General features: G+C 63.7%; 22 protein-coding genes. 11 read left to right on the forward strand and 11 right to left on the reverse strand.

Annotated elements, in window-relative coordinates:
• Position 1: 1 nt before the first annotated feature.
• Together ACQ4OD_RS09850 and ACQ4OD_RS09855 are read right to left on the reverse strand one after the other, a co-directional pair.
• Positions 2–526: a KdsC family phosphatase gene (locus ACQ4OD_RS09850; protein WP_046856967.1), complete on the reverse strand. Its 525-nt coding sequence runs from the start codon at positions 524–526 to the stop codon at positions 2–4.
• Positions 527–1501 carry a KpsF/GutQ family sugar-phosphate isomerase gene (locus ACQ4OD_RS09855; RefSeq protein ID WP_139668828.1) on the reverse strand — a complete coding sequence of 325 codons (975 nt, stop codon included), beginning with the start codon at positions 1499–1501 and terminating at the stop codon, positions 527–529. It lies immediately after the preceding gene.
• 245 nt (positions 1502–1746) lie between these two features.
• Between ACQ4OD_RS09855 and ACQ4OD_RS09860 the strand changes: the two genes are divergently transcribed.
• From ACQ4OD_RS09860 to hisC, 10 genes are all read left to right on the forward strand, one after another.
• Complete coding sequence (locus tag ACQ4OD_RS09860) at positions 1747–2556, forward strand: ATP-binding cassette domain-containing protein (RefSeq protein WP_430944215.1); 810 nt, start codon at positions 1747–1749, stop codon at positions 2554–2556.
• A complete protein-coding gene (mlaE, locus tag ACQ4OD_RS09865) occupies positions 2556–3353 on the forward strand; it encodes a lipid asymmetry maintenance ABC transporter permease subunit MlaE (protein WP_031315029.1) in 798 nt (265 codons plus the stop codon). Before ACQ4OD_RS09860 ends, mlaE begins: the two co-directional genes overlap by 1 nt.
• Positions 3353–3838, forward strand: a complete 486-nt coding sequence (gene mlaD / locus ACQ4OD_RS09870) for an outer membrane lipid asymmetry maintenance protein MlaD (protein ID WP_023630422.1) — start codon at positions 3353–3355, stop codon at positions 3836–3838. Before mlaE ends, mlaD begins: the two co-directional genes overlap by 1 nt.
• A gap of 9 nt (positions 3839–3847) precedes the next feature.
• Positions 3848–4501: an MlaC/ttg2D family ABC transporter substrate-binding protein gene (locus ACQ4OD_RS09875; protein ID WP_046856965.1), complete on the forward strand. Its 654-nt coding sequence runs from the start codon at positions 3848–3850 to the stop codon at positions 4499–4501.
• Positions 4498–4800 (forward strand): STAS domain-containing protein, encoded by a 303-nt coding sequence (locus tag ACQ4OD_RS09880; protein WP_023630424.1) that lies wholly within the window; start codon positions 4498–4500, stop codon positions 4798–4800. The genes ACQ4OD_RS09875 and ACQ4OD_RS09880 overlap by 4 nt, the downstream gene beginning before the upstream one ends.
• Before the next feature lie 118 nt (positions 4801–4918).
• Positions 4919–5158 carry a BolA family protein gene (locus ACQ4OD_RS09885; protein ID WP_023630425.1) on the forward strand — a complete coding sequence of 80 codons (240 nt, stop codon included), beginning with the start codon at positions 4919–4921 and terminating at the stop codon, positions 5156–5158.
• Positions 5159–5181: 23 nt separating this feature from the next.
• The gene (gene murA, locus ACQ4OD_RS09890; protein WP_046856963.1) at positions 5182–6447 is read left to right on the forward strand and encodes a UDP-N-acetylglucosamine 1-carboxyvinyltransferase; all 1266 of its coding nucleotides are present in this window, start codon (positions 5182–5184) and stop codon (positions 6445–6447) included.
• Positions 6448–6540: 93 nt separating this feature from the next.
• Entirely contained in the window at positions 6541–7176 is a 636-nt protein-coding gene (gene hisG / locus ACQ4OD_RS09895; protein ID WP_023630427.1) for an ATP phosphoribosyltransferase, read from the forward strand.
• Positions 7177–7302: 126 nt separating this feature from the next.
• Positions 7303–8625 (forward strand): histidinol dehydrogenase, encoded by a 1323-nt coding sequence (hisD, locus tag ACQ4OD_RS09900; RefSeq protein WP_430944216.1) that lies wholly within the window; start codon positions 7303–7305, stop codon positions 8623–8625.
• A gap of 2 nt (positions 8626–8627) precedes the next feature.
• The gene (gene hisC / locus ACQ4OD_RS09905; protein ID WP_430944217.1) at positions 8628–9677 is read left to right on the forward strand and encodes a histidinol-phosphate transaminase; all 1050 of its coding nucleotides are present in this window, start codon (positions 8628–8630) and stop codon (positions 9675–9677) included.
• Positions 9678–10551: 874 nt separating this feature from the next.
• On the opposite strand, the gene ACQ4OD_RS09910 is transcribed toward hisC, so the two are convergent.
• The 9 genes from ACQ4OD_RS09910 to ACQ4OD_RS09950 all read right to left on the reverse strand — a co-directional run bounded on the left by ACQ4OD_RS09910 (position 10552) and on the right by ACQ4OD_RS09950 (position 24072).
• Positions 10552–13590 (reverse strand): multidrug efflux RND transporter permease subunit, encoded by a 3039-nt coding sequence (locus ACQ4OD_RS09910; protein ID WP_430944218.1) that lies wholly within the window; start codon positions 13588–13590, stop codon positions 10552–10554.
• A 13-nt stretch (positions 13591–13603) separates the two neighbouring features.
• Positions 13604–14746: an efflux RND transporter periplasmic adaptor subunit gene (locus ACQ4OD_RS09915; RefSeq protein WP_430944219.1), complete on the reverse strand. Its 1143-nt coding sequence runs from the start codon at positions 14744–14746 to the stop codon at positions 13604–13606.
• Positions 14747–14963: 217 nt separating this feature from the next.
• Positions 14964–16061, reverse strand: coding sequence for a DUF1513 domain-containing protein (locus tag ACQ4OD_RS09920; protein ID WP_139669363.1), 1098 nt, complete (start codon positions 16059–16061; stop codon positions 14964–14966).
• A gap of 2 nt (positions 16062–16063) precedes the next feature.
• On the reverse strand, positions 16064–17128 hold the full coding sequence (locus ACQ4OD_RS09925) for an imelysin family protein (protein WP_139669365.1): 1065 nt from the start codon (positions 17126–17128) through the stop codon (positions 16064–16066).
• A gap of 18 nt (positions 17129–17146) precedes the next feature.
• Positions 17147–18568 carry a di-heme oxidoredictase family protein gene (locus ACQ4OD_RS09930; RefSeq protein ID WP_430944220.1) on the reverse strand — a complete coding sequence of 474 codons (1422 nt, stop codon included), beginning with the start codon at positions 18566–18568 and terminating at the stop codon, positions 17147–17149.
• A 200-nt stretch (positions 18569–18768) separates the two neighbouring features.
• Positions 18769–20106 carry an imelysin family protein gene (locus tag ACQ4OD_RS09935; protein WP_198755795.1) on the reverse strand — a complete coding sequence of 446 codons (1338 nt, stop codon included), beginning with the start codon at positions 20104–20106 and terminating at the stop codon, positions 18769–18771.
• 159 nt (positions 20107–20265) lie between these two features.
• Positions 20266–22317 carry a putative bifunctional diguanylate cyclase/phosphodiesterase gene (locus ACQ4OD_RS09940; protein ID WP_110697564.1) on the reverse strand — a complete coding sequence of 684 codons (2052 nt, stop codon included), beginning with the start codon at positions 22315–22317 and terminating at the stop codon, positions 20266–20268.
• A gap of 320 nt (positions 22318–22637) precedes the next feature.
• Positions 22638–23234, reverse strand: a complete 597-nt coding sequence (locus ACQ4OD_RS09945) for a superoxide dismutase (protein WP_102682810.1) — start codon at positions 23232–23234, stop codon at positions 22638–22640.
• Positions 23235–23472: 238 nt separating this feature from the next.
• Positions 23473–24072: a LysE/ArgO family amino acid transporter gene (locus ACQ4OD_RS09950; RefSeq protein WP_430944221.1), complete on the reverse strand. Its 600-nt coding sequence runs from the start codon at positions 24070–24072 to the stop codon at positions 23473–23475.
• Positions 24073–24196: 124 nt separating this feature from the next.
• Here ACQ4OD_RS09950 and ACQ4OD_RS09955 point away from each other — a divergent pair, with 124 nt between their 5' ends.
• The gene (locus tag ACQ4OD_RS09955) at positions 24197–25087 is read left to right on the forward strand and encodes a LysR family transcriptional regulator ArgP (RefSeq protein ID WP_139669372.1); all 891 of its coding nucleotides are present in this window, start codon (positions 24197–24199) and stop codon (positions 25085–25087) included.
• The last annotated feature ends 34 nt before the right edge of the window (positions 25088–25121 follow it).

Here is a 25121-nt window from a genome sequence, read left to right on the forward strand (position 1 = left end):
CTTACAGGTAATGGGCGTTGGCAGCGTCCAGGGTGCCCTGGGCCTGCATGATCAGTTCACAGAACTCGCGGGCGGCGCCTTCGCCGCCGCGGGCCTGGGTAACCCCGTGGGCGTGCTGGCGAACGAAGGCCGCGGCATTCTGCACCGCCATGCCCAGCCCGACGCGGCGGATCACTGGCAGGTCGGGCAGGTCGTCGCCGAGGTAGGCGACCTGCTCATAGCTTAGATTGAGTTCGGCGAGCAGGCCGTCCAGCACCACCAGTTTGTCCTCGCGCCCCTGGAACAGGTGCGGGATGCCGAGATTTTTCGCCCGGCGCTCGACCACGGGGGTCTTGCGACCGCTGATGATCGCGGTGGTCACGCCCGAGGCCATGAGCATCTTGATGCCGTGGCCGTCGAGGGTGTTGAACGTCTTGAACTCGCTGCCGTCTTCGAGGAAGTACAGGCGGCCATCGGTGAGCACGCCGTCGACGTCGAACACCGCCAGCTTGATGGCCTTGGCGCGTTGCATCAGGTCCTGGGTCATTTACATCACTCCGGCGCGCAGCAGGTCGTGCATGTTCAGGGCGCCGGTCGGGCGGTCGTCCTGATCGACAACCACCAGCGCGCTGATCTTGTGGTCTTCCATGATCTTCAGTGCCTCGGCGGCGAGCATCTCGGCGCGGGCGGTCTTGCCGTGCACGGTCATGACTTCGTCGATGAGCGTCTTGTGCACGTCGATGTTGCGGTCCAGGCTGCGGCGCAGGTCACCGTCGGTGAAGACGCCGGCCAGCTTGCCGTCGTTACCCAGCACCACGGTCATGCCCAAACCTTTGCGAGACATTTCAAGCAGCGCGTCCTTGAGCAGGGTGCCGCTCTTTACCACGGGCAGCTCTTCGCCGGCATGCATGACGTTCTCGACCTTCAGCAGCAGGCGACGGCCCAGCGCGCCGCCCGGGTGGGAGAAGGCAAAGTCTTCGGCGGTGAAGCCGCGAGCCTCCAGCAGGGCGATGGCCAGGGCGTCGCCCAGCGCCAGCGCCGCAGTGGTGGAGGAGGTCGGCGCAAGGTTGAGCGGGCAGGCTTCCTGGGCGACGCTGGCGTCGAGGTTGACCTCGGCGGCCTGGGCCAGGGGCGAGTCCGGTTTGCCGGTGAGGCTGATCATCTGGATGCCCAGGCGCTTGATCAAGGGCAGCAGGGTGATGATCTCGGCGGTGCTGCCGGAGTTGGACAGGGCAAGAATGACATCGTCACGGGTGATCATGCCCATATCGCCATGGCTGGCCTCGGCCGGGTGCACGAAGAACGCCGGGGTGCCGGTGCTGGCCAGGGTGGCGGCGATCTTGTTGCCGATGTGCCCCGACTTGCCCATGCCTACCACCACGACCCGCCCCTTGCTGGCCAGGATCAGTTCGCAGGCCTTGACGAAGTCCCCGTCGATGCGGGCCAGCAGGGCCTCCACGGCCTCGAGTTCGAGGCGCAGGGTGCGCTGGGCGGATTGGATCAGCTCGCTGGATTGGGTCATGTCGGAACGCAATGCCTGATGAAAAGGCGGCGATTATAGCCGCAATGTGTGAAAGGCTCATCCTTCGAATGTCATATGGATGCCGCGCCTGCCTGTCTGTGCCCTGAACGAGTGGGGTGACGGCCTTGGGGCGGGCCTATCAGCGGTGCTATAGTTCGCCGCTATTCGGCCCGCCGGGGACCTGTGTGCCTTCAAGATGAAGGCAGGCGTCCACTATGACGAGGCTGCACTAGCAAGGAGTCTAGATGAGTGTGGATAGCGCCTACGCGGTCGAGTTGAAGGGCGTCACCTTCAAGCGCGGTTCGCGCAGCATTTTCAGCAACGTGGACATACGCATTCCCCGCGGCAAGGTCACCGGCATCATGGGGCCTTCGGGGTGCGGCAAGACCACCTTGCTGCGCCTGATGGGCGCGCAGTTGCGCCCGGCCGGCGGCGAAGTCTGGGTCAATGGGCAGAACCTGCCGGCGCTGTCGCGGGGCGACCTGTTCGATGCGCGCAAGCAGATGGGCGTGCTGTTCCAGAGCGGTGCGCTGTTCACCGACCTGGATGTGTTCGAGAACGTGGCCTTCCCGCTGCGGGTACATACGCAGCTGTCGGACGAGATGATCCGCGACATCGTGCTGATGAAGCTGCAGGCCGTGGGGCTGCGCGGCGCCATCGACCTGATGCCCGACGAACTGTCTGGCGGCATGAAGCGCCGTGTGGCATTGGCCCGTGCGATCGCCCTGGACCCGCAGATCCTCATGTACGACGAGCCGTTCGTCGGTCAGGACCCGATCGCCATGGGCGTGCTGGTGCGCCTGATCCGCCTGCTCAACGATGCCTTGGGCATCACCAGTATCGTGGTGTCCCATGACCTTGCGGAAACCGCGAGCATTGCCGACTACATCTATGTGGTCGGCGATGGCCAGGTGCTGGGGCAGGGCACGCCGGACGAACTGATGGGCTCGGACAACCCGCGCATCCGCCAGTTCATGAAAGGCGACCCTGATGGCCCGGTACCCTTCCACTTCCCTGCGCCTGACTACCGCGCCGATTTGCTGGGGGCGCGTTGATGCGCAGAAAATCCTTACTCGAACGTATCCGTCTGTTCGGCCGTTCGGCCATCGATGTGCTGGCCGTACTGGGACGCTCGTGCCTGTTCCTCGGCCATTCTCTGGGCGGGCGCAGTGGTATCGGCGGCGGTTTCCAGCTGCTGGTCAAGCAACTGTATTCGGTGGGCGTGCTGTCGCTGGCGATCATCGTCGTGTCCGGCGTGTTCATCGGCATGGTCCTGGCGCTGCAGGGCTACAGCATTCTCAACAAGTATGGCTCGGAACAGGCGGTCGGGCAGATGGTCGCCCTGACCCTGCTGCGCGAGCTCGGGCCGGTGGTCACCGCTTTGCTGTTCGCTGGCCGCGCGGGTTCTGCGCTGACCGCCGAAATCGGCAACATGAAATCCACCGAGCAACTGTCGAGCCTGGAAATGATCGGCGTCGACCCGCTCAAGTACATCGTGGCGCCACGCCTGTGGGCCGGCTTCATTTCGCTGCCGCTGCTGGCGCTGATCTTCAGCGTGGTGGGCATCTGGGGCGGCTCGTGGGTCGCCGTGGACTGGCTGGGCGTCTACGAAGGCTCGTTCTGGGGCAACATGCAGAACAGTGTCTCTTTCAGCGACGACGTGCTCAACGGGCTGATCAAGAGCCTGGTGTTCGCCTTCGTCGTTACCTGGATCGCCGTATTCCAGGGGTACGACTGTGAGCCCACTTCAGAAGGGATCAGCCGTGCCACCACCAAGACCGTGGTCTATGCCTCGTTGGCAGTCCTGGGTCTGGACTTTATTCTGACCGCCTTGATGTTTGGAGATTTCTGATGCAAAACCGCACCCTGGAAATCGGTGTCGGCCTGTTCCTCCTGGCCGGGATCCTGGCGCTGCTGCTGCTGGCCCTGCGTGTCAGCGGGCTGTCGGCCAGCCCGAGCAGCGACACATATAAAGTTTATGCGTACTTCGACAATATCGCCGGTTTGACGGTCAGAGCTAAAGTGACCATGGCTGGTGTGACCATCGGCAAGGTCACCGCCATCGATCTGGATCGCGACTCCTACACCGGTCGGGTCACGCTGCAGCTGGACAAGCATGTCGACAACCTGCCGACCGACTCCACTGCCTCGATCCTGACCGCCGGCCTGCTGGGCGAGAAGTACATCGGCATCAGCGTGGGCGGCGAGGACGTGGTTCTCAAGGATGGCAGCACCATCCACGACACGCAGTCGGCGCTGGTGCTGGAAGATCTGATCGGCAAGTTCCTGCTCAACTCGGTGGGCAAGGAACCGAAAGAAGCTCAACCAGCTAATTAAGGAGTTTCCATGATTTCGATCCTGCGACGTGGCCTGCTGGTTCTGCTGGCGGCCTTCCCCCTGCTGGCCCTGGCCGCGCCTGGGCAGTCTGCCCGTGATGTGATCCAGGGCACCACCACCCAGTTGCTCAGCGATCTGAAGAGCAACAAGGAGCAGTACAAGGCCGACCCCAATGCGTTTTACAACGCGCTCAACGCCAATCTCGGCCCGGTGGTCGATGCCGACGGCATCTCCAAGAGCATCATGACGGTCAAGTATTCGCGCAAGGCCTCGCCCGAGCAGATGCAGCGCTTCCAGGAGAACTTCAAGCGCAGCCTGATGCAGTTCTATGGCAACGCCTTGCTGGAGTACAACAACCAGGGCATCACCGTCGACCCGGCCAAGGCCGAGGGTGACGATCGCACCAGCGTCGGCATGAAGATCACCGGCACCAACGGCGCGGTCTATCCGGTGCAGTACACCATGGTCAAGCTGGACGGCGAGTGGAAGGTGCGTAACGTCATCGTCAACGGCATCAACATCGGCAAGCTGTTCCGCGACCAGTTCCAGGATGCCATGCAGCGTAACGGCAACAACCTGGACAAGACCATCGACGGTTGGGCCGGTGAAGTGGCCAAGGCCAAGGAAACAGCCGACAGCTCGCCGGATAAGGAAGTCAAATGAGCGACGCCGCCGTGAGCATGGCCGCGCCGGGCGTTCTTGCCCTGGCCGGCGTGCTGGATTACCGCAGCGGCCCGGCCCTGCGCAAACAGGGCAAGGCGTTGATCGCCGCCAGTGGCGAGGCGCGCCTGGTGTTCGATTGCACTGCGGTGGTCAAATCGAGCAGCGTCGGCCTGTCGTTGCTGCTGGGGTTCATGCGCGATGCCCAGGCAGCCGGAAAAACCTGGGAGTTGCGCGGTATCCCCGAGAACATGCAGGAAATTGCCGGGGTCTATGACCTCGATGAGGTATTGGCGGGCTGATGCCCTGCCGTTCGGGAAAGGCCCCTCGGTCAGTGCGCCCCTTCATGGGCTTCGCAGGCGAGGGGCTTTTTTGTATGATGGCCGACCCGCGCGCGTTGGGCGCCGATCGAGGTTGAGCATGCAGGCCGTAGAAGTTAAAAGCTTTCTGGAAGAGAAATTGCCGGGAACCCAGGTCGAAGTTGAAGGCGAAGGCTGCAACTTCCAGTTGAACGTGATCAGCGACGAGCTGGCCGGCCAAAGCCCGGTCAAGCGTCAGCAGGCGATCTATGCTCACCTCAATCCGTGGATCGCCAACGGCAGCATTCACGCGGTAACCATGAAATTCTTCAGCAGCGCAGCCTGGGCTGAGCGCACCTGAGCCTACTTGGCGGCGAGATACGTATGGACAAACTGATTATCACTGGTGGCGCGCGTCTCGATGGCGAGATCCGCATTTCCGGCGCAAAGAACTCCGCCCTGCCGATCCTTTCGGCCACCCTGCTGTGCGATGGCCCGGTCACGGTCGGCAACCTGCCGCACCTGCACGACATCACCACCATGATCGAGCTGTTCGGCCGCATGGGCATCGAGCCTGTGATCGACGAAAAGCTCTCGGTGGAGATCGACCCGCGCACCATCAAGACCCTGGTCGCTCCCTACGAGCTGGTCAAGACCATGCGCGCCTCGATCCTGGTGCTCGGCCCCATGGTAGCCCGCTTCGGTGAAGCCGAAGTGGCCCTGCCGGGTGGCTGCGCCATCGGTTCGCGTCCGGTCGACCTGCACATCCGCGGCCTTGAGGCCATGGGCGCGAAGATCGACGTCGAGGGTGGCTACATCAAGGCCAAGGCCCCCGAAGGCGGCCTGCGTGGCGCGCACTTCTTCTTCGACACTGTCAGCGTCACCGGCACCGAGAACATCATGATGGCCGCCGCCCTGGCCAAGGGCCGCAGCGTGCTGCAGAACGCCGCCCGTGAGCCGGAGGTGGTCGACCTGGCCAACTTCCTGATCGCCATGGGTGCGAAGATCCAGGGCGCCGGTACCGACACCATCACCATCGATGGCGTCGAGCGCCTGCACTCGGCCAACTACCGCGTCATGCCCGACCGTATCGAGACCGGCACCTACCTGGTCGCCGCTGCCGTTACCGGTGGCCGCGTCAAGGTCAAGGATACCGATCCGACCATCCTCGAAGCCGTCCTCGAGAAGCTCAAGGAAGCCGGCGCCGACATCACCACTGGCGAAGACTGGATCGAGCTGGACATGCACGGCAAGCGTCCGAAGGCCGTGAACCTGCGTACCGCTCCTTACCCGGCGTTTCCAACTGATATGCAGGCGCAGTTCATTTCGCTCAACGCCATCGCCGAAGGCACTGGCGCGGTAATCGAGACCATCTTCGAGAACCGCTTCATGCACGTGTATGAGATGCACCGCATGGGTGCGCAGATCCAGGTCGAGGGCAACACCGCCATCGTCACTGGCGTCAAGGCGCTCAAAGGTGCGCCGGTGATGGCCACCGACCTGCGCGCTTCCGCCAGCCTGGTGCTGTCGGCGCTGGTCGCCGAAGGCGACACCCTGATCGATCGCATCTACCACATCGACCGTGGCTACGAGTGCATCGAGGAGAAACTGCAGATGCTGGGCGCGAAGATCCGTCGCGTACCGGGCTAGCAGTCATCGTGGCGCAGGGACGCGCCAGCCGAATCCTATGCGGTCGGGCTGCTGAGCCCGGCCGGCAGTAGACGCTTAAGGACCGACGTTCCAATGTTGACCATCGCGCTATCCAAAGGCCGTATTCTCGACGATACCCTGCCACTGCTGGCCGAGGCCGGTATTGTGCCGACCGAGAATCCGGACAAGAGCCGCAAGCTGATCATCCCCACCACGCAGGATGATGTGCGCCTGCTCATCGTGCGTGCCACCGATGTGCCGACCTATGTCGAGCATGGCGCCGCCGACCTCGGTGTGGCCGGCAAGGACGTGCTGATGGAGTACGGTGGCCAGGGCCTGTACGAACCCCTGGACCTGCAGATCGCCCAGTGCAAGCTGATGACCGCTGGCGTAACCGGCGCACCCGAGCCCAAAGGTCGCCTGCGCGTGGCTACCAAGTTCGTCAATGTAGCCAAGCGCTACTATGCCGAACAGGGCCGCCAGGTCGACATCATCAAGCTGTACGGCTCCATGGAGCTGGCGCCGCTGATCAACCTTGCCGACAAGATCATCGACGTGGTCGACACCGGCAATACCCTGCGCGCCAACGGCCTCGAGCCCCAGGACCTGATCGCCACGATCAGCTCTCGCCTGGTGGTCAACAAGGCCTCCATGAAGATGCAGCACGCCCGTATCCAGAGCCTGATCGACACCCTGCGCAACGCCGTCGAATCGCGACACCGCGGCTGACCTCTGCGCGCGACCTCCGCTGTCGCGCCCGTCTATCCGCGTCATAGCCTTTTTTCTCAGGTGCCCGCGCGGATGGAGTGGTAGCTTTAGGGCGCCTGAACATCCGCTAATAACGAGGCCCTCGCCATGACCGTGTCCACTGCAATTGCCCGTCTCAACGCCGCTGACCAGGATTTCGCCCGACATCTGGATCATCTGCTGAGCTGGGAAAGTGTGTCCGATGACGCGGTCAACCAGCGCGTGCTCGACATCATCAAGGCCGTGCGTGAGCGCGGTGACCAGGCGCTGGTGGAGTTCACCCAGCGTTTCGATGGCGTCGATGCCAAGACAATCGATGACCTGATCCTCGATCGCGAGCGCCTGGAGCTGGCGCTGACGCGCATTACCCCGGTGCAGCGCGAGGCCCTGGAAAAGGCCGCCAACCGCGTGCGTATCTACCATGAGCGGCAGAAGCAGGACTCGTGGCAGTACACCGAGGCTGACGGCACCGTCCTCGGCCAGAAGGTCACGCCGCTGGACCGCGCCGGGCTGTATGTGCCTGGTGGCAAGGCATCGTACCCGTCGTCGGTGTTGATGAATGCCATTCCGGCCAAGGTCGCGGGCGTCGGCGAGGTGGTGATGGTAGTGCCGACCCCCCGTGGCGAGGTCAACGAACTGGTCCTCGCCGCAGCCTGTATCGCCGGGGTCGATCGGGTGTTCACCGTCGGTGGTGCCCAGGCCGTGGCAGCCCTGGCCTACGGTACCGAGAGCGTGCCGCAGGTGGACAAGATCGTCGGCCCGGGCAACATCTACGTGGCCACTGCCAAGCGCCATGTGTTCGGCCAGGTTGGTATCGACATGATCGCCGGCCCTTCGGAGATTCTGGTGGTCTGCGACGGCCAGACCGATCCGAACTGGATCGCCATGGACCTGTTCTCCCAGGCCGAACACGACGAGGATGCCCAGGCGATCCTGGTCAGCCCGGACGCCGCTTTCCTCGATCGCGTCGCTGCCAGCATCGACAAGCTGCTGCCGACCATGGAACGTGCCGAGATCATCGAGAAGTCGATCAACGGCCGTGGCGCGCTGATCCAGGTGCGTGACATGCAGCAGGCCATCGAGGTGGCCAACCGCATCGCCCCTGAGCACCTGGAGCTGTCGGTGGCCGACCCGCAGGCCTGGTTGCCGCAGATCCGCCATGCCGGCGCGATCTTCATGGGCCGCCACACCAGCGAGGCGCTGGGCGACTACTGCGCAGGCCCCAACCATGTGTTGCCAACCTCCGGCACCGCGCGCTTCTCTTCGCCACTGGGTGTGTACGACTTCCAGAAGCGTTCGTCGATCATCTTCTGCTCCGAGCAGGGCGCATCCGAACTGGGTCACACCGCTTCGGTGCTGGCCCGTGGCGAGTCGCTGACCGCCCATGCCCGTAGCGCTGAATACCGCATCCTCAACGAGAAGGGGAACTGAGCATGAGTCGTTTCTGGAGTCCCTTCGTCAAGGACCTGGTGCCTTACGTGCCGGGCGAGCAGCCCAAGCTGGCGCGTCTGGTCAAGCTGAACACCAACGAGAACCCCTATGGCCCGTCGCCCAAGGCGCTGGAGGCCATGCGCGGCGAGCTCAACGACAACCTGCGGCTGTATCCGGACCCGAACGGTGACCGGCTAAAGCAGGCGGTGGCCGAGTACTACGGCGTGACGTCGGCCCAGGTGTTCGTCGGCAACGGTTCGGACGAGGTGCTGGCGCACATTTTCCATGGCCTGTTCCAGCACGACCGTGGGCCGCTGCTGTTCCCGGACGTCAGCTACAGCTTCTACCCGGTGTATTGCGGCTTGTACGGTATCGCGTTCGAGCAGGTGGCGCTGGATGAGCAGTTCCAGATCCGTGTTTCGGACTACAGCAAGCCTAATGCCGGGGTCATCTTCCCCAACCCCAATGCGCCGACCGGCTGCCTGTTACCGCTTGAGGCGGTCGAGCAACTGCTGCAGGCCAACCGGGATTCGGTGGTGGTGGTCGATGAGGCCTACATTGATTTCGGTGGTGAAACGGCCATCAGCCTGATTGATCGCTATGACAACCTGCTGGTGACCCAGACCTTGTCCAAGTCGCGTTCGCTGGCGGGGCTCAGGGTTGGCCTGGCGGTGGGGCATCCTGACCTGATCGAGGCGTTGGAGCGGATCAAGAACAGCTTCAACTCCTATCCGTTGGATCGCATGGCGATTGTCGGGGCGGCGGCGGCGTTCGACGACCGTGAGTATTTCGATGAGACCTGCCGCAAGGTTATCGACAGCCGGGACGTGCTGGTTTCTGAGTTGGTGGCGCGTGGGTTCGAAGTGCTGCCTTCGGCGGCGAACTTTATCTTTGCCCGGCATCCCGGCCAGGATGCTGCCGGGATCGCGGCGCGGCTTCGTGAGCAGGGGGTGATTGTTCGGCACTTCAAGCAGGAGCGGATTGCGCAGTTCCTGCGGATTACCATTGGGACGCCGGAGATGAATCAGGCTTTGCTTGATGCTTTGAATTGATATCAGGGTTTTGACAGGGGGGCGGATTGGGGTTGGTTGTTCTGACTTCTGATTCGCCCCTTGTTGTTGTTGTTGTTGTTGTTGTTGTTTGGTGGTTTTGGAAGTTGTATGCGCATTCATTTGTGATGTCGACGCTTATTCACCTTTCCGCCCTTACGGCGGCTTACTTTGGTCGTAACTCGCCGTCCGCGGCCAAAGTAAGCAAAGCCGTGGCGCTCCATTCATCCGGCCCTCCGCTTCGCTCCGGGTTCCCTCACTCCGGTCTTGCTCCCGGGAGGACCGCGCTGAACGCCCCATCCTGGGGCGCAGCGCTTGACGGGCATCCATGCCCGTCACCTCCCTCCGCAAGACCTGCGTTCGGCCTCCTGAAGTCGCGAAGTTACGGGCGGCGCCTGGACTGGCGCAGCTGTCGCTAGTTGGAGCGCAATTAATCTCTCGATTGTTTCGCGGGCTTGCCCCGCGATAGACCGGAACAGCCAATATATAAATTACTTTGAAACAGTAAACTTCGCATTTCCTGTTCTCGCTCTCGCTCTCGCTCTTGCTCTTGCTCTTGCTCTTGCTCTTGCTTCTAAGCGCGCGACAGTTCAGGCGCTGCCAATTGCGACTTCAGGAGGCCGAGCGGAGTTCTTGCGTAGTGGGGCGACGGCCATGGATGGCCGTCGAGCGCTGCGCCCCAGGATGGGGCGTACAGCGCGGTACCCACGGGAGCAAGAACGGAGCGAGGGAACCCCGGAGCGAAGCGTAGGGGCCGTATGAACGGAGCCGAACGGTTTTGCCGACTTTTGCCACGACAAAAGTCGGCCGCCGTAAGGGCGGAAAGGTGACTAAATGTCGATATCGTCTACGAATACGCATACAAAACCAAAAACAATCACCCTCGAATACCAATCCCTTCCTTATGCGCCAAAACACTATAAATGCACGGCAAAACAAACAACGTAAACAAAGTCCCCACCGACATCCCGGTAGCAATCACCATCCCGATATCAAACCGGCTGACCGCCCCGGCCCCGGTTGCCAATATCAAGGGCACCATGCCGAACACCATGGCCGCCGTGGTCATCAGCACCGGCCGCAAGCGAATCGCGGCGGCTTCTTCGATCGCCTCGCGTACCCCAAGCCCCCGCTCGTCCCGTAGCTGGTTGGCAAACTCGACAATGAGAATCCCATGCTTGGTAATCAACCCGATCAGTGTCACCAACCCTACCTGGGTATAGATGTTCATGCTCGAGACCCCAAGGAACAACGGCAAGAGCGCCCCGCAGATGGACAACGGCACGGTCACCAGAATCACCAGCGGATCGCGGAAGCTCTCGAACTGCGCGGCCAGCACCAGGAAGATGATCGCCAGCGCCAGGCCGAAGGTCACCCACAACGCGCTGCCCTCCTGGACGAACTGCCGCGCTGTCCCGGCATAGTCCAGCGAAAAACCTTCCGGCGCCTCCTCGCGGGCGATGGCGCGCACGGTATCCAGTGCTTCACCCATGCTCACCAGCGGAACGCCCTGGATGATCGCCGAGTTCAGCTGCTGGAACTGGTTGAGCTGTCGCGGTCGGGCGCGGTCGCTCAGGGTGATCAAGGTCGATAATGGCAACAGCTGGCCTTGCTCGTTCTTCACGTAATAGCTGTTCAGCCAGCCGGGGTTGGCGCGGTAGGGCCGTTCGACCTGGGCGATGACCTTGTAGCTGCGGCCCTCCAGCGTGAAGCGGTTGATCTCGGCCTCGCCCAGCAAGGTCGCCAGGGTGCTGCCCAGGGTGTCCATCGACACCCCCATCTGCGCCGCCTTGGCGCGGTCGATGTCGATCACTACCTCGGGTTTGTCGAAGGCCAGGTCGATGTCGAGGAAGGCGAACTTGCCCGAGGCCTGGGCGCGCTCCTTGACCCGTTGCGCCACCTCTAGCAGCGCCGGGTAGTCACCGGCGGTGTTGATCACCAACTGGAACGGCAGGCCCTCGCCGGTGCCGGGCAGCGACGGCAGGTTGAAACCGAAGATCTGCAGGCCGCCGATCTGTTCGAGTTCGGCCTGTACCAACGGCAACAGCTGCATCTGCGTGCGCTCGCGTTCGTTCCAGGGCTTGAGCAGGAAGCCGCCGATACCGCTCTGCACACCGTTGAAACCATTGATCTGGAATGACGAGTAGTACTCGGGGAAACCTTTGAAGATAGGCGTGAACTGGTCGGTATAGGCGTTGAGGTAGTCCAGGTTTGCGGTCTGCGGCGAACTGCTCATCATGAAGATCACCCCCTGGTCCTCCTCCGGGGCCAGCTCGTTGCGGGTGAACATCAGCAGCACCGGGATCAGGCACAGGATGAGCACGGCGAACACCAGCACCACCGGGCGGCTGTTCAGCGTGCCGTGCAGCAGGCGCTGGTAGCGCACCTTGAGCGCGTCGAAGATCAGGTCCAGGCGGTGGGCCAGGCCACTGGGGTTTTGTTCGTGGCGCAGCAGCAAGGCGCACATCATCGGGGAGAGGGTGAGCGCGACGATGCCGGAGATGGCCACGGCACCGGCCAGGGTCAGGGCGAACTCCTTGAACAGGGCGCCGGTCAGCCCGGTAAGAAAGCCGATGGGAGCGTACACAGCTGCCAATGTGATAGTCATCGACACGACCGGCAGGGCGATCTCGCGGGCACCCTCCAGGGCCGCTTCGAAAGGCGTCTTGCCTTCCTCGATATGACGGTGGATGTTTTCCACCACGACGATGGCGTCATCCACCACCAGGCCGATGGCCAGTACCATCGCCAGCAGGGTCAGCAGGTTCAGCGAGTAGCCCATCATCTGCATGAAAAACAGTACGCCGATCATCGACAGCGGAATGGTCACCACCGGGATCACCACCGAACGCAGGGCGCCGAGGAACAGGAACACCACGACGATGACGATCAGTACCGCTTCGCCGAGGGTCTTGATCACCTCGTCGATAGAGGCCTGTATGAACAGGGTGGCGTCGTAGGCGATAGACACTTTGAGGCCGGAGGGCAGTGCTTCCTCGAGCTGCGGCATGATCCGTCGCACCTCCTTGATCACCTCCAGCGGGTTGGCTGCCGGCGTGGCCTTGATGCCGATGTACACCGATGGCGTGCCGTCGAACGAGCTGACCGTGTCGTAGTTCTCCGCACCCATTTCCACCCGGGCCACGTCGCCCAGCAGCACCCGGCTGTCGCCGCTGGTCTTCACCGGCAGTGCGGCGAAGGCTTCGGCCGACTTGAGCTCGGTGGTGGCGTTGATGCTGGTGACCACGTACTCGCCCTTCACTTCGCCGGCCGCAGAGAGGAAGTTGTAGCGGCGCACGGCGTTGGTCACGTCTACCGCCGACAGGCCGAAGCCGGCCAGCTTCACCGGGTCGATCCAGATGCGCATGGCGAACACCTGGTTGCCGAGGATCTCGGCCTCGGCCATGCCCGGCAACGTGGCCAGCTTGGGCTGGATGACCCGTGACAGGTAGTCGGTGATCTGTGGGTTGCTCATTTCCTTGCTGTAGAAGCTGATGTACATCAGTGCCGAGGCGTCGGCGGCCTCCTTGCTCAGTACCGGATCCTCGGAGTCCTGGGGCAGCTTGTTGCGCACCTCGTTGGCCTTGGCCAGCAACTGGGTGAACAGGCGGTCGGTGTCGGCGCCGATCCGCGCGTAGACCGAAATGATCGAGAAGTTCTGCCGGCTCACCGAAGTCATGTAGTCGATGCCGTCGGCGCTGGCCAGGCTCTGTTGCAGCGGCTGGGTGATGTAGCCCTGGATGGTCTCGGCGTTGGCTCCGGGGTAGGCGGTGGTCACCGTGATCAGGGCGTTTTCCATCTGTGGGTACTGGCGGATCTGCAGCTTGCTCCAGGCCTGCAGGCCCAGCAGCAGGATCAGCAGGCTGACCACGCAGGCCAGCACCGGGCGGCGGATGAACGGGTCGGTGAACGCCATGGCCGCCTCCGGTTCACTGCGCGCCGGGCGCGGTGGGTTTCAGGGGCGTATCGGTGCTGATTCGGATCGCCGCGCCTGGGCTCAGCTTGAGCTGGCCGGCGGTGACGACCTGGTCGCCGGCCTGCAGGCCCTTGAGCACCACGACCCAACCCTCGCGGCGTTCGCCGGTCTGTACGGTGAGTTGTTCGGCGATCAGTTGCGGCTGATCGTTGGCGTCGCGCAACGGCTGGCCGTCCTCGCCCTTTTTCGGGCTGACGCGATACACCGAGTTGCCATAGAGGGTATAGGTGATGGCGTTTTCCGGCACCACGACCTGCGGTTGCGGGTCGGGCAGCAGCAGTTGCAGGCTGGCGAACATGCCCGGCAGCAGCTTGCCTTCGGGGTTGGCCAGGGTGGCGCGGACCAGCAGGTTGCGCGTGCTTTCCTCGACCTTGGGGTTGATCGCGCTGAGGCTGGCGGGGAAGGTCTGCTGCGGATAGGCCGCCACCTGGGCCAGCACCCGCTGGCCCAGGCTCAGACGAGGCAGCGCTTGCTCAGGCACATTGAAGTCGACATAGAGGCTGGACAGGTCCTGCAAGGTGGCGATGACCGTGCCGCTGGGCAGGTAGGCGCCGACGTCCACCTGGCGGATGCCGATGGTGCCGCTGAACGGGGCGCTGATGCTCTTTTTCGCCAGCGATGCCTTCAGCTGGTCGACCACGGCCTGGTTGCGCCGGTACTGGCTGGTCAGGCGGTCGTACTCGCCGCGGGAGATCGCCGAATCGCCGACCAATTGGCTGCCCCGGCCGAAGTCGACCTTGGCCAGCCCCAGGTCGGCCTGGGCGGTGCCGAGCAGGGCGGTTTCCTGGTCGCTGTCCAGTTGCAGCAGCAACTGGCCCGCCTTGATCTGTTGCCCCGACTCGAAATGCAGCGACTTCACCGTGCCGGCCACTTCCAGGCTCAATTCCACGCCCTGGTAGGCCTTGAGGCTGCCGACTGCCGGCAGGCGCTCCTGCCACTGGCGCAGCTCGGCCTGGGCCGCGGCCACGCTGACCGGGGGCCTGGGCTGCGAGAACATCTGCACTTGCTGGTAGATGGAAAAGGCCTTGATGCCCCCCAGGATCAACACGATCAGCAGGACGACGGCCAACATGATCAGCATGCGGCGGCGCAACATGGTCCGGTTCCCTGGAGGTAGGTTTTTATTTATCGGGCACGACCACGGGCGATCCGCTCCACGGGCGATGGGGCAAGTATTGTCGGTTTTCTGGAAAAGGGGAGGAGATAGATTGCCTGTTGTGGCCTCATCGCCGGCAAGCCGGCTCCCACAGGAGGGTGTTGCTGGTGTGGGAGCCGGCTTGCCGGCGATGGGGCCGGTGCAGGCAATAGAACGATCAGACTAGATGCAGGTGGTTGTCCCAGAACCCGGACGGCAGGTCCATCGGTTGCCCTATCAACTGCGCCTTGCGGCAGTCATAGAAGCGGCAGCGGCCCTGCCCGGAGGTGACGACGAAGCCGTCCTTCACCGCCCCCACCCCGGCGCAATCGGGCATCGGCGCGTCGAGCTTCACTGCGCCGCTGTCCAGGTCCCAGATGAACAGGCGGTTGGCCCGCGGCGCGGTCAGCGCCACCAGGCGCAGGTCGCTGTGGATGGCGACACTGGCGGTGTACTGGGCCATCGATTGCAGCTGGCGCTCCGGCACCGGGAAGGCCTTGAACGGCTCGCCTGGGCGCTTGATCGCCAGCAGTTCGGCGGTTTCTTCCGAGCCCCCCATGAACTGCTGGCAGGCGGCGATGGTGCCATCGTCGCCAACTGCCAGGTGACGCACGCTGTTCATCTGCTGGGCCAGGGTCTCCTTGCTCAGCAGCGTGCCGTCACGCTGCATCAGCACCAGGCTCGGCTCCATGGCGTCGAGGTTCATCTCCACCCGGCTTTCGGCCTCGGTGCGGATGCCGCCGTTGGCCACCACCAGGGTCTCGCCATCGGGCAGCCAGGCCACTTCATGGGGGCCGATGCCGTGGGTGGAGAGTTCGCCACTGTGCACCAGGCGCTCGCCCTCGAAGCGGTAGACGCCCAATACGCCACGGCCCGGGTCGCTGGTGTCGTTCTCGGTCGCATACAGCCACTCGCCACCCTTGTGGATTACCGCATGGCCATAGAAGTGCCGGTTGGGCTGTGAGGCGAGGGTCTGCAGCAGGCGCCCGTCACGCAGGTCGACCAGATAGCTCTCGGTGCCGGGCCGGCGCGCGACGAACAGCGCGATCGGCAGCGTCGGGTGGTTGATGATCGCATGGCAACGCTGGGCCACCTCGGTGCTGAACACCTGGGTGCCGTCCAGGCGAAAGCCGACGGCGTAGTGCTTGCCGTCGCCATCGTCACGGGCCGACAGCAGCAAGGGTTCGCTGCCTTTGCCGCGGAACAGGCTCCAGCCACCCAGGGTGAGGGCGCTGAGCAGAACGCTACCGAGTTTCAGGGCCTGGCGTCGCAGCATGATCAGTCACCGTCGTTGGCGTTGAAGCCCAGCTGGATATTCAGCGCCTTGGCCAGCTCGCCTTCGTGCAGGCGGTGGACGACGTTGAGGGCATCGTAGATCTGGTTGAGGGTCTGCTTGCCAGCGTCGTCGGCCAGCAGTTCGCCGAGGGTCTTCTGGTTGTCGGCCAGCAGCTTGAGCGCAGCAGCATAGGCATCGTCGATCTTCTGTGCCAGTGCCGCCTGGTCCTTGCCCAACAGGCCGCGCAGGCCTTGATTGTCGACCCCGACCCAGACGGTCTGGGCGGCCTTGAGCGAGGCTTCCAGGCTCTTGATCGAGGAGTGGCTGCGCCAGGCCTCGGCTTGCAGTGGTTGGGCAATGCCCTTGCTCTGCCGGCCCATCGGCGCGCCAAGTTTCTTCTTCAGGCTGTCCAGGGCGGTGACCTGGGCACGCAGCACGTCGGCGATCGCCTCGTGGGAGTCAGCGTAGCGCTGGTTGGGGAACTTGGTCATCTGCGACAGCATGCCGTCGGTGCTGTTCCAGCCTTTGAGGATTTCTTCGGCCAAGGCCTTCTGGTGTTCGCCGATGGCGACCAGCAGCGGGCAGTAGCGGGCCTTCTGTTCGGCGCTGGCGATGTCCGGCTTGCTGTCGAACAGGATGTATTCGTAGGCGGACAGGCCACGCACCACGACGCTGGCCTTGCCCAGCGATTCGACGGTGACCGCCTGCTCGCCGTTGACCAGTTGCTCGACCTGGCGGCCGACCAGGTTTTTCTTGTCTGGCCAGAACTGCACCTGCCAGGCACGGTTGCCTTCGGCGAGCGGGCCGACCAGCAATGGCTGCAATTCGGCCCAGGCTTTTTGCGCGCTGAGGAAGTCGGCACGGGCGGCCTCGAGGTCCTGCTTGCCCTCACAGTAGGCCAGGGCACTGGCAGCCAGTTGCCGGTCGGCCTCGACCCAGCGGCTGTAGGTCGGCAGGATCACTTGTTTGGCGATGGCCGCGGAGGTCACTGCCTGTGGGTCTTGTGGCGAGCAGGCGCCCAAGGCGAGTGCGGCGAGGCTGGTGAACAACAGTTTGGGTCGGAACATGCCCGGCTCCTTGTGCGTTTAAAGTGAATTCAGGAAGGCCAGCAGCGCGGCGCGCTGCTCGGCATTGAAGGTCAGTACATGGTCGCGCGCCGCCTGGGCTTCGCCGCCGTGCCAGAGCACGGCCTCGAGCAGGTTGCGGGCGCGGCCGTCATGCAGGAACTGGCTGTGGCCGCTGACGGTTTCGCTCAGGCCGATGCCCCACAGCGGTGGGGTGCGCCAGTCCTGGCCGTTGGCGGCAAATTCGGTGCGCTCGTCACTCAGGCCCGGGCCCATGTCGTGCAGCAGCAGGTCGCTGTAGGGGCGGATCACCTGGTTGGCCAGTTCCGGCTCGGCCGCATTGGCGGCGGTGGTGAATTGCGGGGTGTGGCAGCCCTGGCAACCGGCCTGGTAGAACAGATTCTTGCCGGCCAGTACCTGCGGCGCATCGACGTTGCGCCGGGCCGGCACGGCAAGGTTGCGGGTGTAGAAGGTGACCAGGCGCAGGATATTGTCACTGACCTCCTTTTCGCCGCCCTGGCCATCGCCATTGGGCGCAGTCAGGCAATCGACCTGGGCTGCGGTGCAGTCGTCCTTGGGCAACAGGGTGGTGGTCAGGCCCATGTCGCCGGCGAAGGCGTGCACGTTCTGCTGGTTGACGTTGGGCTGTCCTGCCTTCCAGCCGAAGCGGCCGACCACGGTCTTGCCCTGGGCATCGTCCCACACTCGGTTGGCGCGGCCACGGATGCCGTCGCGGTTGTGGTCGTCCGGGTCCTCGTTGGCCAGCAGGTCGGCTTCGGGGATGGCCTCGAGCAGGCCCAGGCCGATCATCGGCGGGGCGACCCGGGCGGAGAAGCGGGTGTCCGGGTGCAGCGGGCCGTAGCCGAGCTGGCTGATCCGCAGGGTCGGGCGGCGCATCTCGACCTGGTGGCCGTCCGCGAAGGTGACGCTGTGGTTGTCGTAGGTCACGCGGACTTTGCCTTCCGGGGCCACGCCAGGGATGGCCATGTCCTGTAACTGGGTACCGTAGATCGGCTCGGGGACCACGCCCAGGCGCTCGATCACCTGGGCGTAGTACGGCTGGTCGGGAATCGACAGGCGCACCAGCATCGACACCGCGTTGCTGTCGTCTGGCTCCGGTGGGTGGCCGCGACCATCGCGTACGTGGCAGTTCTGGCAGGCATTGGTGTTGAACAAAGGGCCCAGGCCATCGCGGGCGGTGGTTGTAGAGGGGGCGATTACCCAGGGGTTGCGGAAGAAGCTGTTGCCCACGGCGAAGTCCAGGCGTCGCTCGGGCGTGAGGTTGGCCGAGGGCAGCGAGTAGGCGTTGCGATCGCTGCGCTGCACCGTCGCCTTGCCGCCGGAGAGCGCCTCGCCGGGCTCGGCCTGGGTGAAACGCGGGGCGTCGTCACAGGCGGCGAGGGCGAAGGCCAGCAGCAGGGGGCTTAGGCGGAGCAAGGACATCGAGGATCCTGGGCATGGGCGAAAAACCGGCGTGCAAGCTTATCAGGCCGGGGGTGATTGAATAAGAGCAATTTGCAATTGCCAGATGAAATTGGCTTTACCTGGAAATGTCCGCGCCCGTCCATTTCGCTCCCGGAGGCGCATGACACGGAAATGAAAAAGGCGGCCCGAAGGCCGCCTCTGCTGAACCGCGACGCTGATCAGAATTCGTGATCGGCGGTGTCCGGGTTCAGGTTGTCGATCCCCAGCTTGCCCGCAGCCTGCTCGATCGCGCCAGTCTGCTTGACCAGCGAAGCGATGGCATCACGCACGATCTGGTTGCCGGCGGCATTGTCGGCGGCGATCAGTTGGTCGTAGTGCTCGCCCTTGAGCGCGTGGTCGACGATCACCTGGATCTTGGCTTCGGTGGCTTCCAGGTCGGCTTTGAGGGTGGCGTCGGTGGCGGGGTCGGCCTTGGCCACCAGCGACGACAGGCTCGGGCCGCTCAGCTTGCTGCCGTCGACACGGGTATATTCGCCCAAGTAGACGTTGCGGATGCCCTTGGCGTCGTAGAAGTGCGAGTAGTGGGTGTTGTCGCTGAAGCAGTCGTGTTCGTCTTCCGGCGAGTTGGCCTCCAGCGAGACCTTCATGCGCTCGCCCGCCAGTTCGCCCAGCGACAGGCTGCCCATGCCGAACAGCATCTTGCGCAGGCCATCGTTGGCCGGCTCTTTTTCCAGGCTGGCGCGGTAGTTGTCGGCGACGTTCGGCGCCCAGTTGCCGACCATTTCCTCGAGGTCCTTGACCAGCAGGTCGGTGGCCGCCTTCAGGTAGGCACGACGACGGTCGTTGTGCCCGCCGGTGGCACCTTTGCCTTCGAGGTAGTCGGAGGCCGGGCGGTTGCCCGCGCCTGGGCCGGTGCCGTTGAGGTCCTGGCCCCAGAGCAGGAATTCGATGGCGTGGTAGCCGGTGGCAACGTTGGCTTCGGAGCCGCCCAGCTCGTTCAGGCTGGCCAGCTTCTCGGGGGTGATGTCCTTGACGTCGATCTTGTCTTCGCCCACCTGGATCTCGGTGTTGGCGATGATGTTGGCGTTGGCCGCCGGGTTGCCCAGGGCGTGCTCGTAGCTCTTGTCGACGTAGTCGATCAGGCCTTCATCCAGGGGCCAGGCGTTCACCTGGCCTTCCCAGTCATCGATGATGGTGTTGCCGAAGCGGAATACTTCGCTCTGCAGGTACGGCACGCGCGAGGCGACCCAGGCGTCCCGGGCGGCTTTGAGGGTCTGGTCGTCGGGCTTGGCGAGGAAGGCGTCGACGGCGGTCTGCAACTGCTTGGCGGTGCTCAGCGAGTCGCTGTACACGGCATGGACCATCTCGGCGTAGTGCTTGACCACGGCCTTGGCGGCGGCTTCATCGACAGCCCCTGGTGCCGCGGTGGTGGTGCTGGCAGCGGCAGGTGCCTGGGCTTGCGGTGCGGCGGCCTTGTCGTCCTTGCCTTCGCCGCAACCGGCGAGGGCGATGGCGATGGCCAGCAGACTGGCGGAGGCCAGAGGCATTCGAATCATTGTTGGTTTCCTGCGTCGTGTGGTTGGACCATGGGTGGACCGTGCGCCGTGGCACGCGAAACCGCAACATCATGCGAAAGATTTGCATTTGCTGTAAAGGGGCGGGCGCGCATTTCATGCAAACGCCCGTTTGCGCGGCTTCACCCAGGTTGGCGGTGGTTACAACGCGGAAACCTGGTTGCGTTGCGCCTGCTTGAGGAAGTTGGTCAGTTCACGCGCGGAAAGCGGTTTGCTGTAGTGGTAGCCCTGACCCTCATGGCAGCCCTGGGCGATGATGTAGGTCTCCTGTTCGGCGGTTTCCACGCCTTCGGCGATCACCTGCATGCCCAGGCTCTTGCCCAGCTGGATGATGGCGCGAACGATGGTGGCGTCGTCATCGTCGTCGAGCAGGTCCTGGACGAAGCTCTTGTCGATCTTGATCTTGTCCAGCGGCAGCGACTTCAGGTAGCTGAGCGAGGAGTACCCGGTGCCGAAGTCGTCGATGGCGATCAAGGCCCCGGAGCGGCGCAGGCTCAGCAAGTGTTGGGCGGCGGTGCTGATGTCTTCCATCAGGCCGGTCTCGGTGACTTCCAGCTCCAGGCTGCGCGGTGGCAGGCGGTAGGCCTGCAGCAGGTTGTTGACCACCCGCGGCAGCTCGTTGTGGTGCAACTGCACAGTGGACAGGTTCACCGCCATGCGCAGTTCGCTGAAGCCCTGGTCGTGCCATTCGCGCAACTGCCGGCAGGCTTGGTCGAGCACCCACTCGCCGATGCTGATGATGCTGCCGTTCTGCTCGGCCAGGGGGATGAACTGGTCGGGCGGGACCATGCCCAGCTCCGGGTGCTGCCAGCGTAGCAACGCTTCGACGCCGACCACGCGGTGGTCGCGATAGCTGATCTGCGGTTGGTACACCAGGTATAGCTGGTTGCGCGTCAGGGCTTCGCGCAGGTCCTTTTCCAGCTCGCGGCGGCGGCGCATCTCGCTGTCGACGCTGGCGATGTAGAACTGGTAGCGGTTGCGCGAGCGGGCCTTGGCCAGGGTCATGGTCTGCTCGGCCTTTTGCAACAGCTTCTCGGTGCTGTCGCCGTCCTCGGGGAACAGGGTGATGCCGATGGTGGCGCGCAGGCGGATCTGCTGGTGGTCGAGGTCGAAGGGTGCCTCGAGGTCGTCGAGGATGCTCTGGGCCAACTCGGCGGCTTCGTAGGGCTGCTCTATATTGGCCTGGACCAGGGCGAACTGGTCGCCGCCCAATCGCGCCAGGGCGCCGAGGCGGCCGCTGTGCGCGCGCAGGCGGTCGGCCAGGGCCAGCAGCAGCTGGTCGCCGACCTGGTAGCTGAACTGCTCGTTGATGCCTTTGAAGTCGTCCAGACCCACGCACAGCACGGCGACGCGGCGCTGCAGGCGGCCACCGTCGACGAGGATCTTGTCCAGTTGCTGTTGCAGTTGCTGGCGATTGGGCAGGCCGGTGAGAAAGTCGTACTGGGCCATGCGCTGCAGGCTGTTCTCGGCCTCGTGGCGCAGGTGGGTGTTGCGTTCGATGGAGGCCAGCAACTGGTTGGCGGTGTTGACCCAGATGCCCAGTTCGTTGCGCTCGTGCCCCTTGAGCAGGGGGATCTGGTGCTGGCTGGGGCGGTCGGGGTTGATTTGCGTCAGGTGCTCGATGATCTTCGACAGCGGCTTGGTCAACAGCCAGTGGTACACCAGGTACAGCACCAGGCCCATGGCCAGGGCGCGCAGCACGCCGGAGATGAAGATGATCACCGCGTTGACCAGGAAACCCTCGCCATAGGCGCAGGTGTCGAGGGTGATGCTCAGGTCGCCGTAGTATTCACTGTAGGGGCCGCGGCCGACCAACTGCGTGGTGTAGGTGCGCTCCTGGCCGAGGATCAGGTCGGTCAGCCAGCGCATGGACATGTCCTGCAGTGGCCGGGATTTTTCCGCGAGCATGGTTTCGTTGGGGTGGCCGATGGAGGCCATGCGCACCGAGCCGTCCTGGAACAGGCCTTCCATCACTTGCATGCCCATCTCCCGATCGAGGCTGTACACCGCCTGCGTCGAGGGGTCGCGGAACATGTCGAGGATGCGCTGGGCGTCGTTGTTCACGGACTGGCGGGTCTTGTAGGCGTCATAGACGATCTGCGCACAGCTGAGTACGACGCCGACAGCCAATGCCGAGAGCAGTACGACCCTCAGCAACTTGACCGATAAGCTGTTTCGGAATTCCAGCTTCAATGGGGTTTCCTTAATCCATGCGCATGCCATTATTTTGCCATCAACCATGGCGAGAGACTATCGACCCCATACCCCGTCAGGCAACCTGTCCGTCGACGGAATTGCCCTTGACTCTGTATCGGTCGAGCGGTCATGCGACTTGAGTGCGCTGCGTCAACTTTCCAGAAGGTTGATGTTAGCGCGCTATGCGGGCTGAGCAAGAGCGCGAAGATGGGTTGCAAGGAATTCTGTCAGGTCTGCCCTTGCAGGAGGCGAACGCATTTCCCCAGGCAATAAAAAACCCGGCGCCGGGCCGGGTCTTTTGAATTCAAGGCGAGCAATCAGGCCTTGAAGGTCTTGCCTTCGAACTGCTCGGCAACGAACTTCCAGTTGACCAGGTTCCAGAACGCCTCGACGTACTTCGGACGCAGGTTGCGGTAGTCGATGTAATAGGCGTGTTCCCAGACGTCGCAGGTCAGCAGCGGGGTGTCGCCGCTGGTCAGCGGGCAGCCGGCGCCGATGGTGCTGGCCAGGGCCAGGGAACCGTCGGCCTTCTTCACCAGCCAGCCCCAGCCGGAACCGAAGGTGCCGACCGAAGTCTTGGTGAACTCTTCCTTGAACTTGTCGAAGGAACCGAAGGCAGCGGTGATGGCGTCAGCCAGGGCACCGGTCGGTTGGCCACCGCCGTTTGGCGACAGGCAGTTCCAGTAGAAGGTGTGGTTCCAGACTTGGGCTGCGTTGTTGAAGATGCCGCCCGAAGAGCTCTTGACGATCTCTTCCAGGGTCTTGCCTTCGAATTCGGTGCCTGGGACCAGGTTGTTCAGGTTCACGACATAGGTGTTGTGGTGCTTGTCGTGGTGAAACTCCAGGGTTTCCTTGGAGATGTGCGGCTGCAGGGCATCGTGGGCGTACGGCAGCGGCGGCAATTCAAAAGCCATGGTGGATCTCCTGATTCAGGTCTGTTTGCGGTATGCGCAAGGCCGATCACGGGCGGCCCGGTGAGCGTCGGCGAGTTTGTACTCTTTGCGACGCAAGGGCTGGATCATAGCACCGGCCTCGGCGCTTAACCACGCAACATCTATAGGGAATAGAGGTTCCAGAGCGGTTGGCTGGGGCCGACAGGTGGGCTGCGTGACTGTCGCAGCTCAGCGTGGGATACCCGGTTTTTTCGCGGCGTCAGTTGAAGATCAACTGCGCCGCCACCGCGAACATCATTACCGCCACCATCAGGTCCAGCATGCGCCAGGTCGCCGGGCGCGCCAGCCATGGCGCCAGCCAGGCGGCACCGATCGCCAGGGTCGAGAACCATACCAGCGAGGCGCTGGCGGCGCCGGCCACGTAGGCGCCGGGCACGGTCTGCTGGGCGCCGAGGGAGCCGATCAGCAACACGGTATCGAGGTAGACGTGCGGATTGAGCAGGGTCACCGCCAGGGCGCTGAGCAACACTGCGCGGCGCGAACGCACGCCCTGGCCTTCCTGATGCTGCAGGCTCTGTTTAGAGCAGGCGCTGCGCAGGGCCTTGGCGCCGTACCAGATCAGGAACAGCGCACCGCCCCAGCGGGCCACGGCCAGCAAGGTGGGGTTGTGCGCCAGCACCGTGGCCAGGCCGAATACCCCGGCGGCGACCAGCAGCGCATCGCAGACGATGCACAATGCGGCTACGGGCAGGTGGTGTTCACGGCGCAGACTTTGTGCCAGGACGAAGGCGTTCTGCGCGCCGATGGCCATGATCAGGCCGAAGGCCACCAGCATGCCGTTGAGATAGCTTTGCCACATAGCGGGAACACTCCACTGGCGCCGATGCACGATCGGCGCGGGTTGCCAAGAAAGATGTGGCCATTCTGGCTGTTGTGGCGGTATAAGAAAAACAAATAGAGCTGATCAGTCATTAGAGAAATCGATGTTCGACTACAAATTGCTCGCTGCTCTCGCTGCGGTGATCGAGCAAGGTGGTTTCGAGCGTGCGGCCCAGGTACTGGGGTTGTCGCAATCGGCCATCTCGCAACGCATCAAGCTGCTTGAAGCACGGGTTGGCCAGCCAGTGCTGGTGCGCGCCACGCCACCGAGCCCGACCGAAGTCGGGCGCCAGTTGCTCAACCATGTGCAGCAGGTGCGCCTGCTCGAGCGCGACCTGCAACGCCAGGTGCCGGCACTGGACGAAGAAGGCATGCCCGAGCGCCTGCGTATCGCCCTCAATGCCGACAGCCTGGCAACCTGGTGGGCCGGTGCGGTAGGCCCGTTCTGCGCCGAGCAGCAGGTGCTGCTCGACCTGGTGGTCGAGGACCAGGAGGTCGGTCTGAAGCGCATGCGCGCCGGCGAAGTGGCGGCCTGCCTATGTGGCAGCGAACGGCCGGTGGCCGGGGCGCGCAGCCTGCCGTTGGGCTCGATGCGCTATCGGGCGCTGGCCAGTCCCGCGTTCATGGCGCGTTACTTTCCCCAGGGGTTCGCGGTCGAGCGCCTGGCCCGTGCCCCGGCGGTCGTGTTCGGGCCGGACGATTTCCTGCAGCATCGCTACTTGGCGTCGTTGGGTGTGCAGGAGGGCTTCCTGCATCACCTGTGCCCCTCGTCCGAAGGTTTCATGCGCATGACCGAGGCTGGTCTTGGCTGGGGGCTGGTGCCGGAACGGCAGGTGACCAAGCAACTGGCGCGTGGCGAACTGGTGGAAATCTGTACAGATACACCCATCGATGTGCCGTTGTACTGGCATCATTGGCGCAACGGCGGGCAGTTGCTCGCCCAGTTGACCGACCACCTGCGCCATTCGGCGCGGGCCTGGCTGGTGCCCTTGTAGGCACTTCAAGCGTCAGCTGCATCCGAAATAGGGC

Origin of the sequence: Pseudomonas sp. WC1, from assembly GCF_050586565.1 — a bacterium.
In the GTDB taxonomy this organism is placed as follows: domain Bacteria; phylum Pseudomonadota; class Gammaproteobacteria; order Pseudomonadales; family Pseudomonadaceae; genus Aquipseudomonas.

Coding starts and splice junctions, on each gene's coding strand:
- mlaE (WP_031315029.1), top strand. CDS start 2,556: ATGCGCAGAAAATCCTTACTCGAACGTATCCGTCTGTTCGGCCGTTCG.
- ACQ4OD_RS09935 (WP_198755795.1), bottom strand. CDS start 20,106: ATGATTCGAATGCCTCTGGCCTCCGCCAGTCTGCTGGCCATCGCCATC.
- ACQ4OD_RS09945 (WP_102682810.1), bottom strand. CDS start 23,234: ATGGCTTTTGAATTGCCGCCGCTGCCGTACGCCCACGATGCCCTGCAG.
- ACQ4OD_RS09850 (WP_046856967.1), bottom strand. CDS start 526: ATGACCCAGGACCTGATGCAACGCGCCAAGGCCATCAAGCTGGCGGTG.
- ACQ4OD_RS09860 (WP_430944215.1), top strand. CDS start 1,747: ATGAGTGTGGATAGCGCCTACGCGGTCGAGTTGAAGGGCGTCACCTTC.
- ACQ4OD_RS09915 (WP_430944219.1), bottom strand. CDS start 14,746: ATGTTGCGCCGCCGCATGCTGATCATGTTGGCCGTCGTCCTGCTGATC.
- ACQ4OD_RS09885 (WP_023630425.1), top strand. CDS start 4,919: ATGCAGGCCGTAGAAGTTAAAAGCTTTCTGGAAGAGAAATTGCCGGGA.
- hisG (WP_023630427.1), top strand. CDS start 6,541: ATGTTGACCATCGCGCTATCCAAAGGCCGTATTCTCGACGATACCCTG.
- ACQ4OD_RS09930 (WP_430944220.1), bottom strand. CDS start 18,568: ATGTCCTTGCTCCGCCTAAGCCCCCTGCTGCTGGCCTTCGCCCTCGCC.
- ACQ4OD_RS09875 (WP_046856965.1), top strand. CDS start 3,848: ATGATTTCGATCCTGCGACGTGGCCTGCTGGTTCTGCTGGCGGCCTTC.
- hisD (WP_430944216.1), top strand. CDS start 7,303: ATGACCGTGTCCACTGCAATTGCCCGTCTCAACGCCGCTGACCAGGAT.
- mlaD (WP_023630422.1), top strand. CDS start 3,353: ATGCAAAACCGCACCCTGGAAATCGGTGTCGGCCTGTTCCTCCTGGCC.
- ACQ4OD_RS09855 (WP_139668828.1), bottom strand. CDS start 1,501: ATGACCCAATCCAGCGAGCTGATCCAATCCGCCCAGCGCACCCTGCGC.
- ACQ4OD_RS09955 (WP_139669372.1), top strand. CDS start 24,197: ATGTTCGACTACAAATTGCTCGCTGCTCTCGCTGCGGTGATCGAGCAA.
- ACQ4OD_RS09880 (WP_023630424.1), top strand. CDS start 4,498: ATGAGCGACGCCGCCGTGAGCATGGCCGCGCCGGGCGTTCTTGCCCTG.
- ACQ4OD_RS09910 (WP_430944218.1), bottom strand. CDS start 13,590: ATGGCGTTCACCGACCCGTTCATCCGCCGCCCGGTGCTGGCCTGCGTG.
- ACQ4OD_RS09925 (WP_139669365.1), bottom strand. CDS start 17,128: ATGTTCCGACCCAAACTGTTGTTCACCAGCCTCGCCGCACTCGCCTTG.
- ACQ4OD_RS09920 (WP_139669363.1), bottom strand. CDS start 16,061: ATGCTGCGACGCCAGGCCCTGAAACTCGGTAGCGTTCTGCTCAGCGCC.
- ACQ4OD_RS09950 (WP_430944221.1), bottom strand. CDS start 24,072: ATGTGGCAAAGCTATCTCAACGGCATGCTGGTGGCCTTCGGCCTGATC.
- murA (WP_046856963.1), top strand. CDS start 5,182: ATGGACAAACTGATTATCACTGGTGGCGCGCGTCTCGATGGCGAGATC.
- hisC (WP_430944217.1), top strand. CDS start 8,628: ATGAGTCGTTTCTGGAGTCCCTTCGTCAAGGACCTGGTGCCTTACGTG.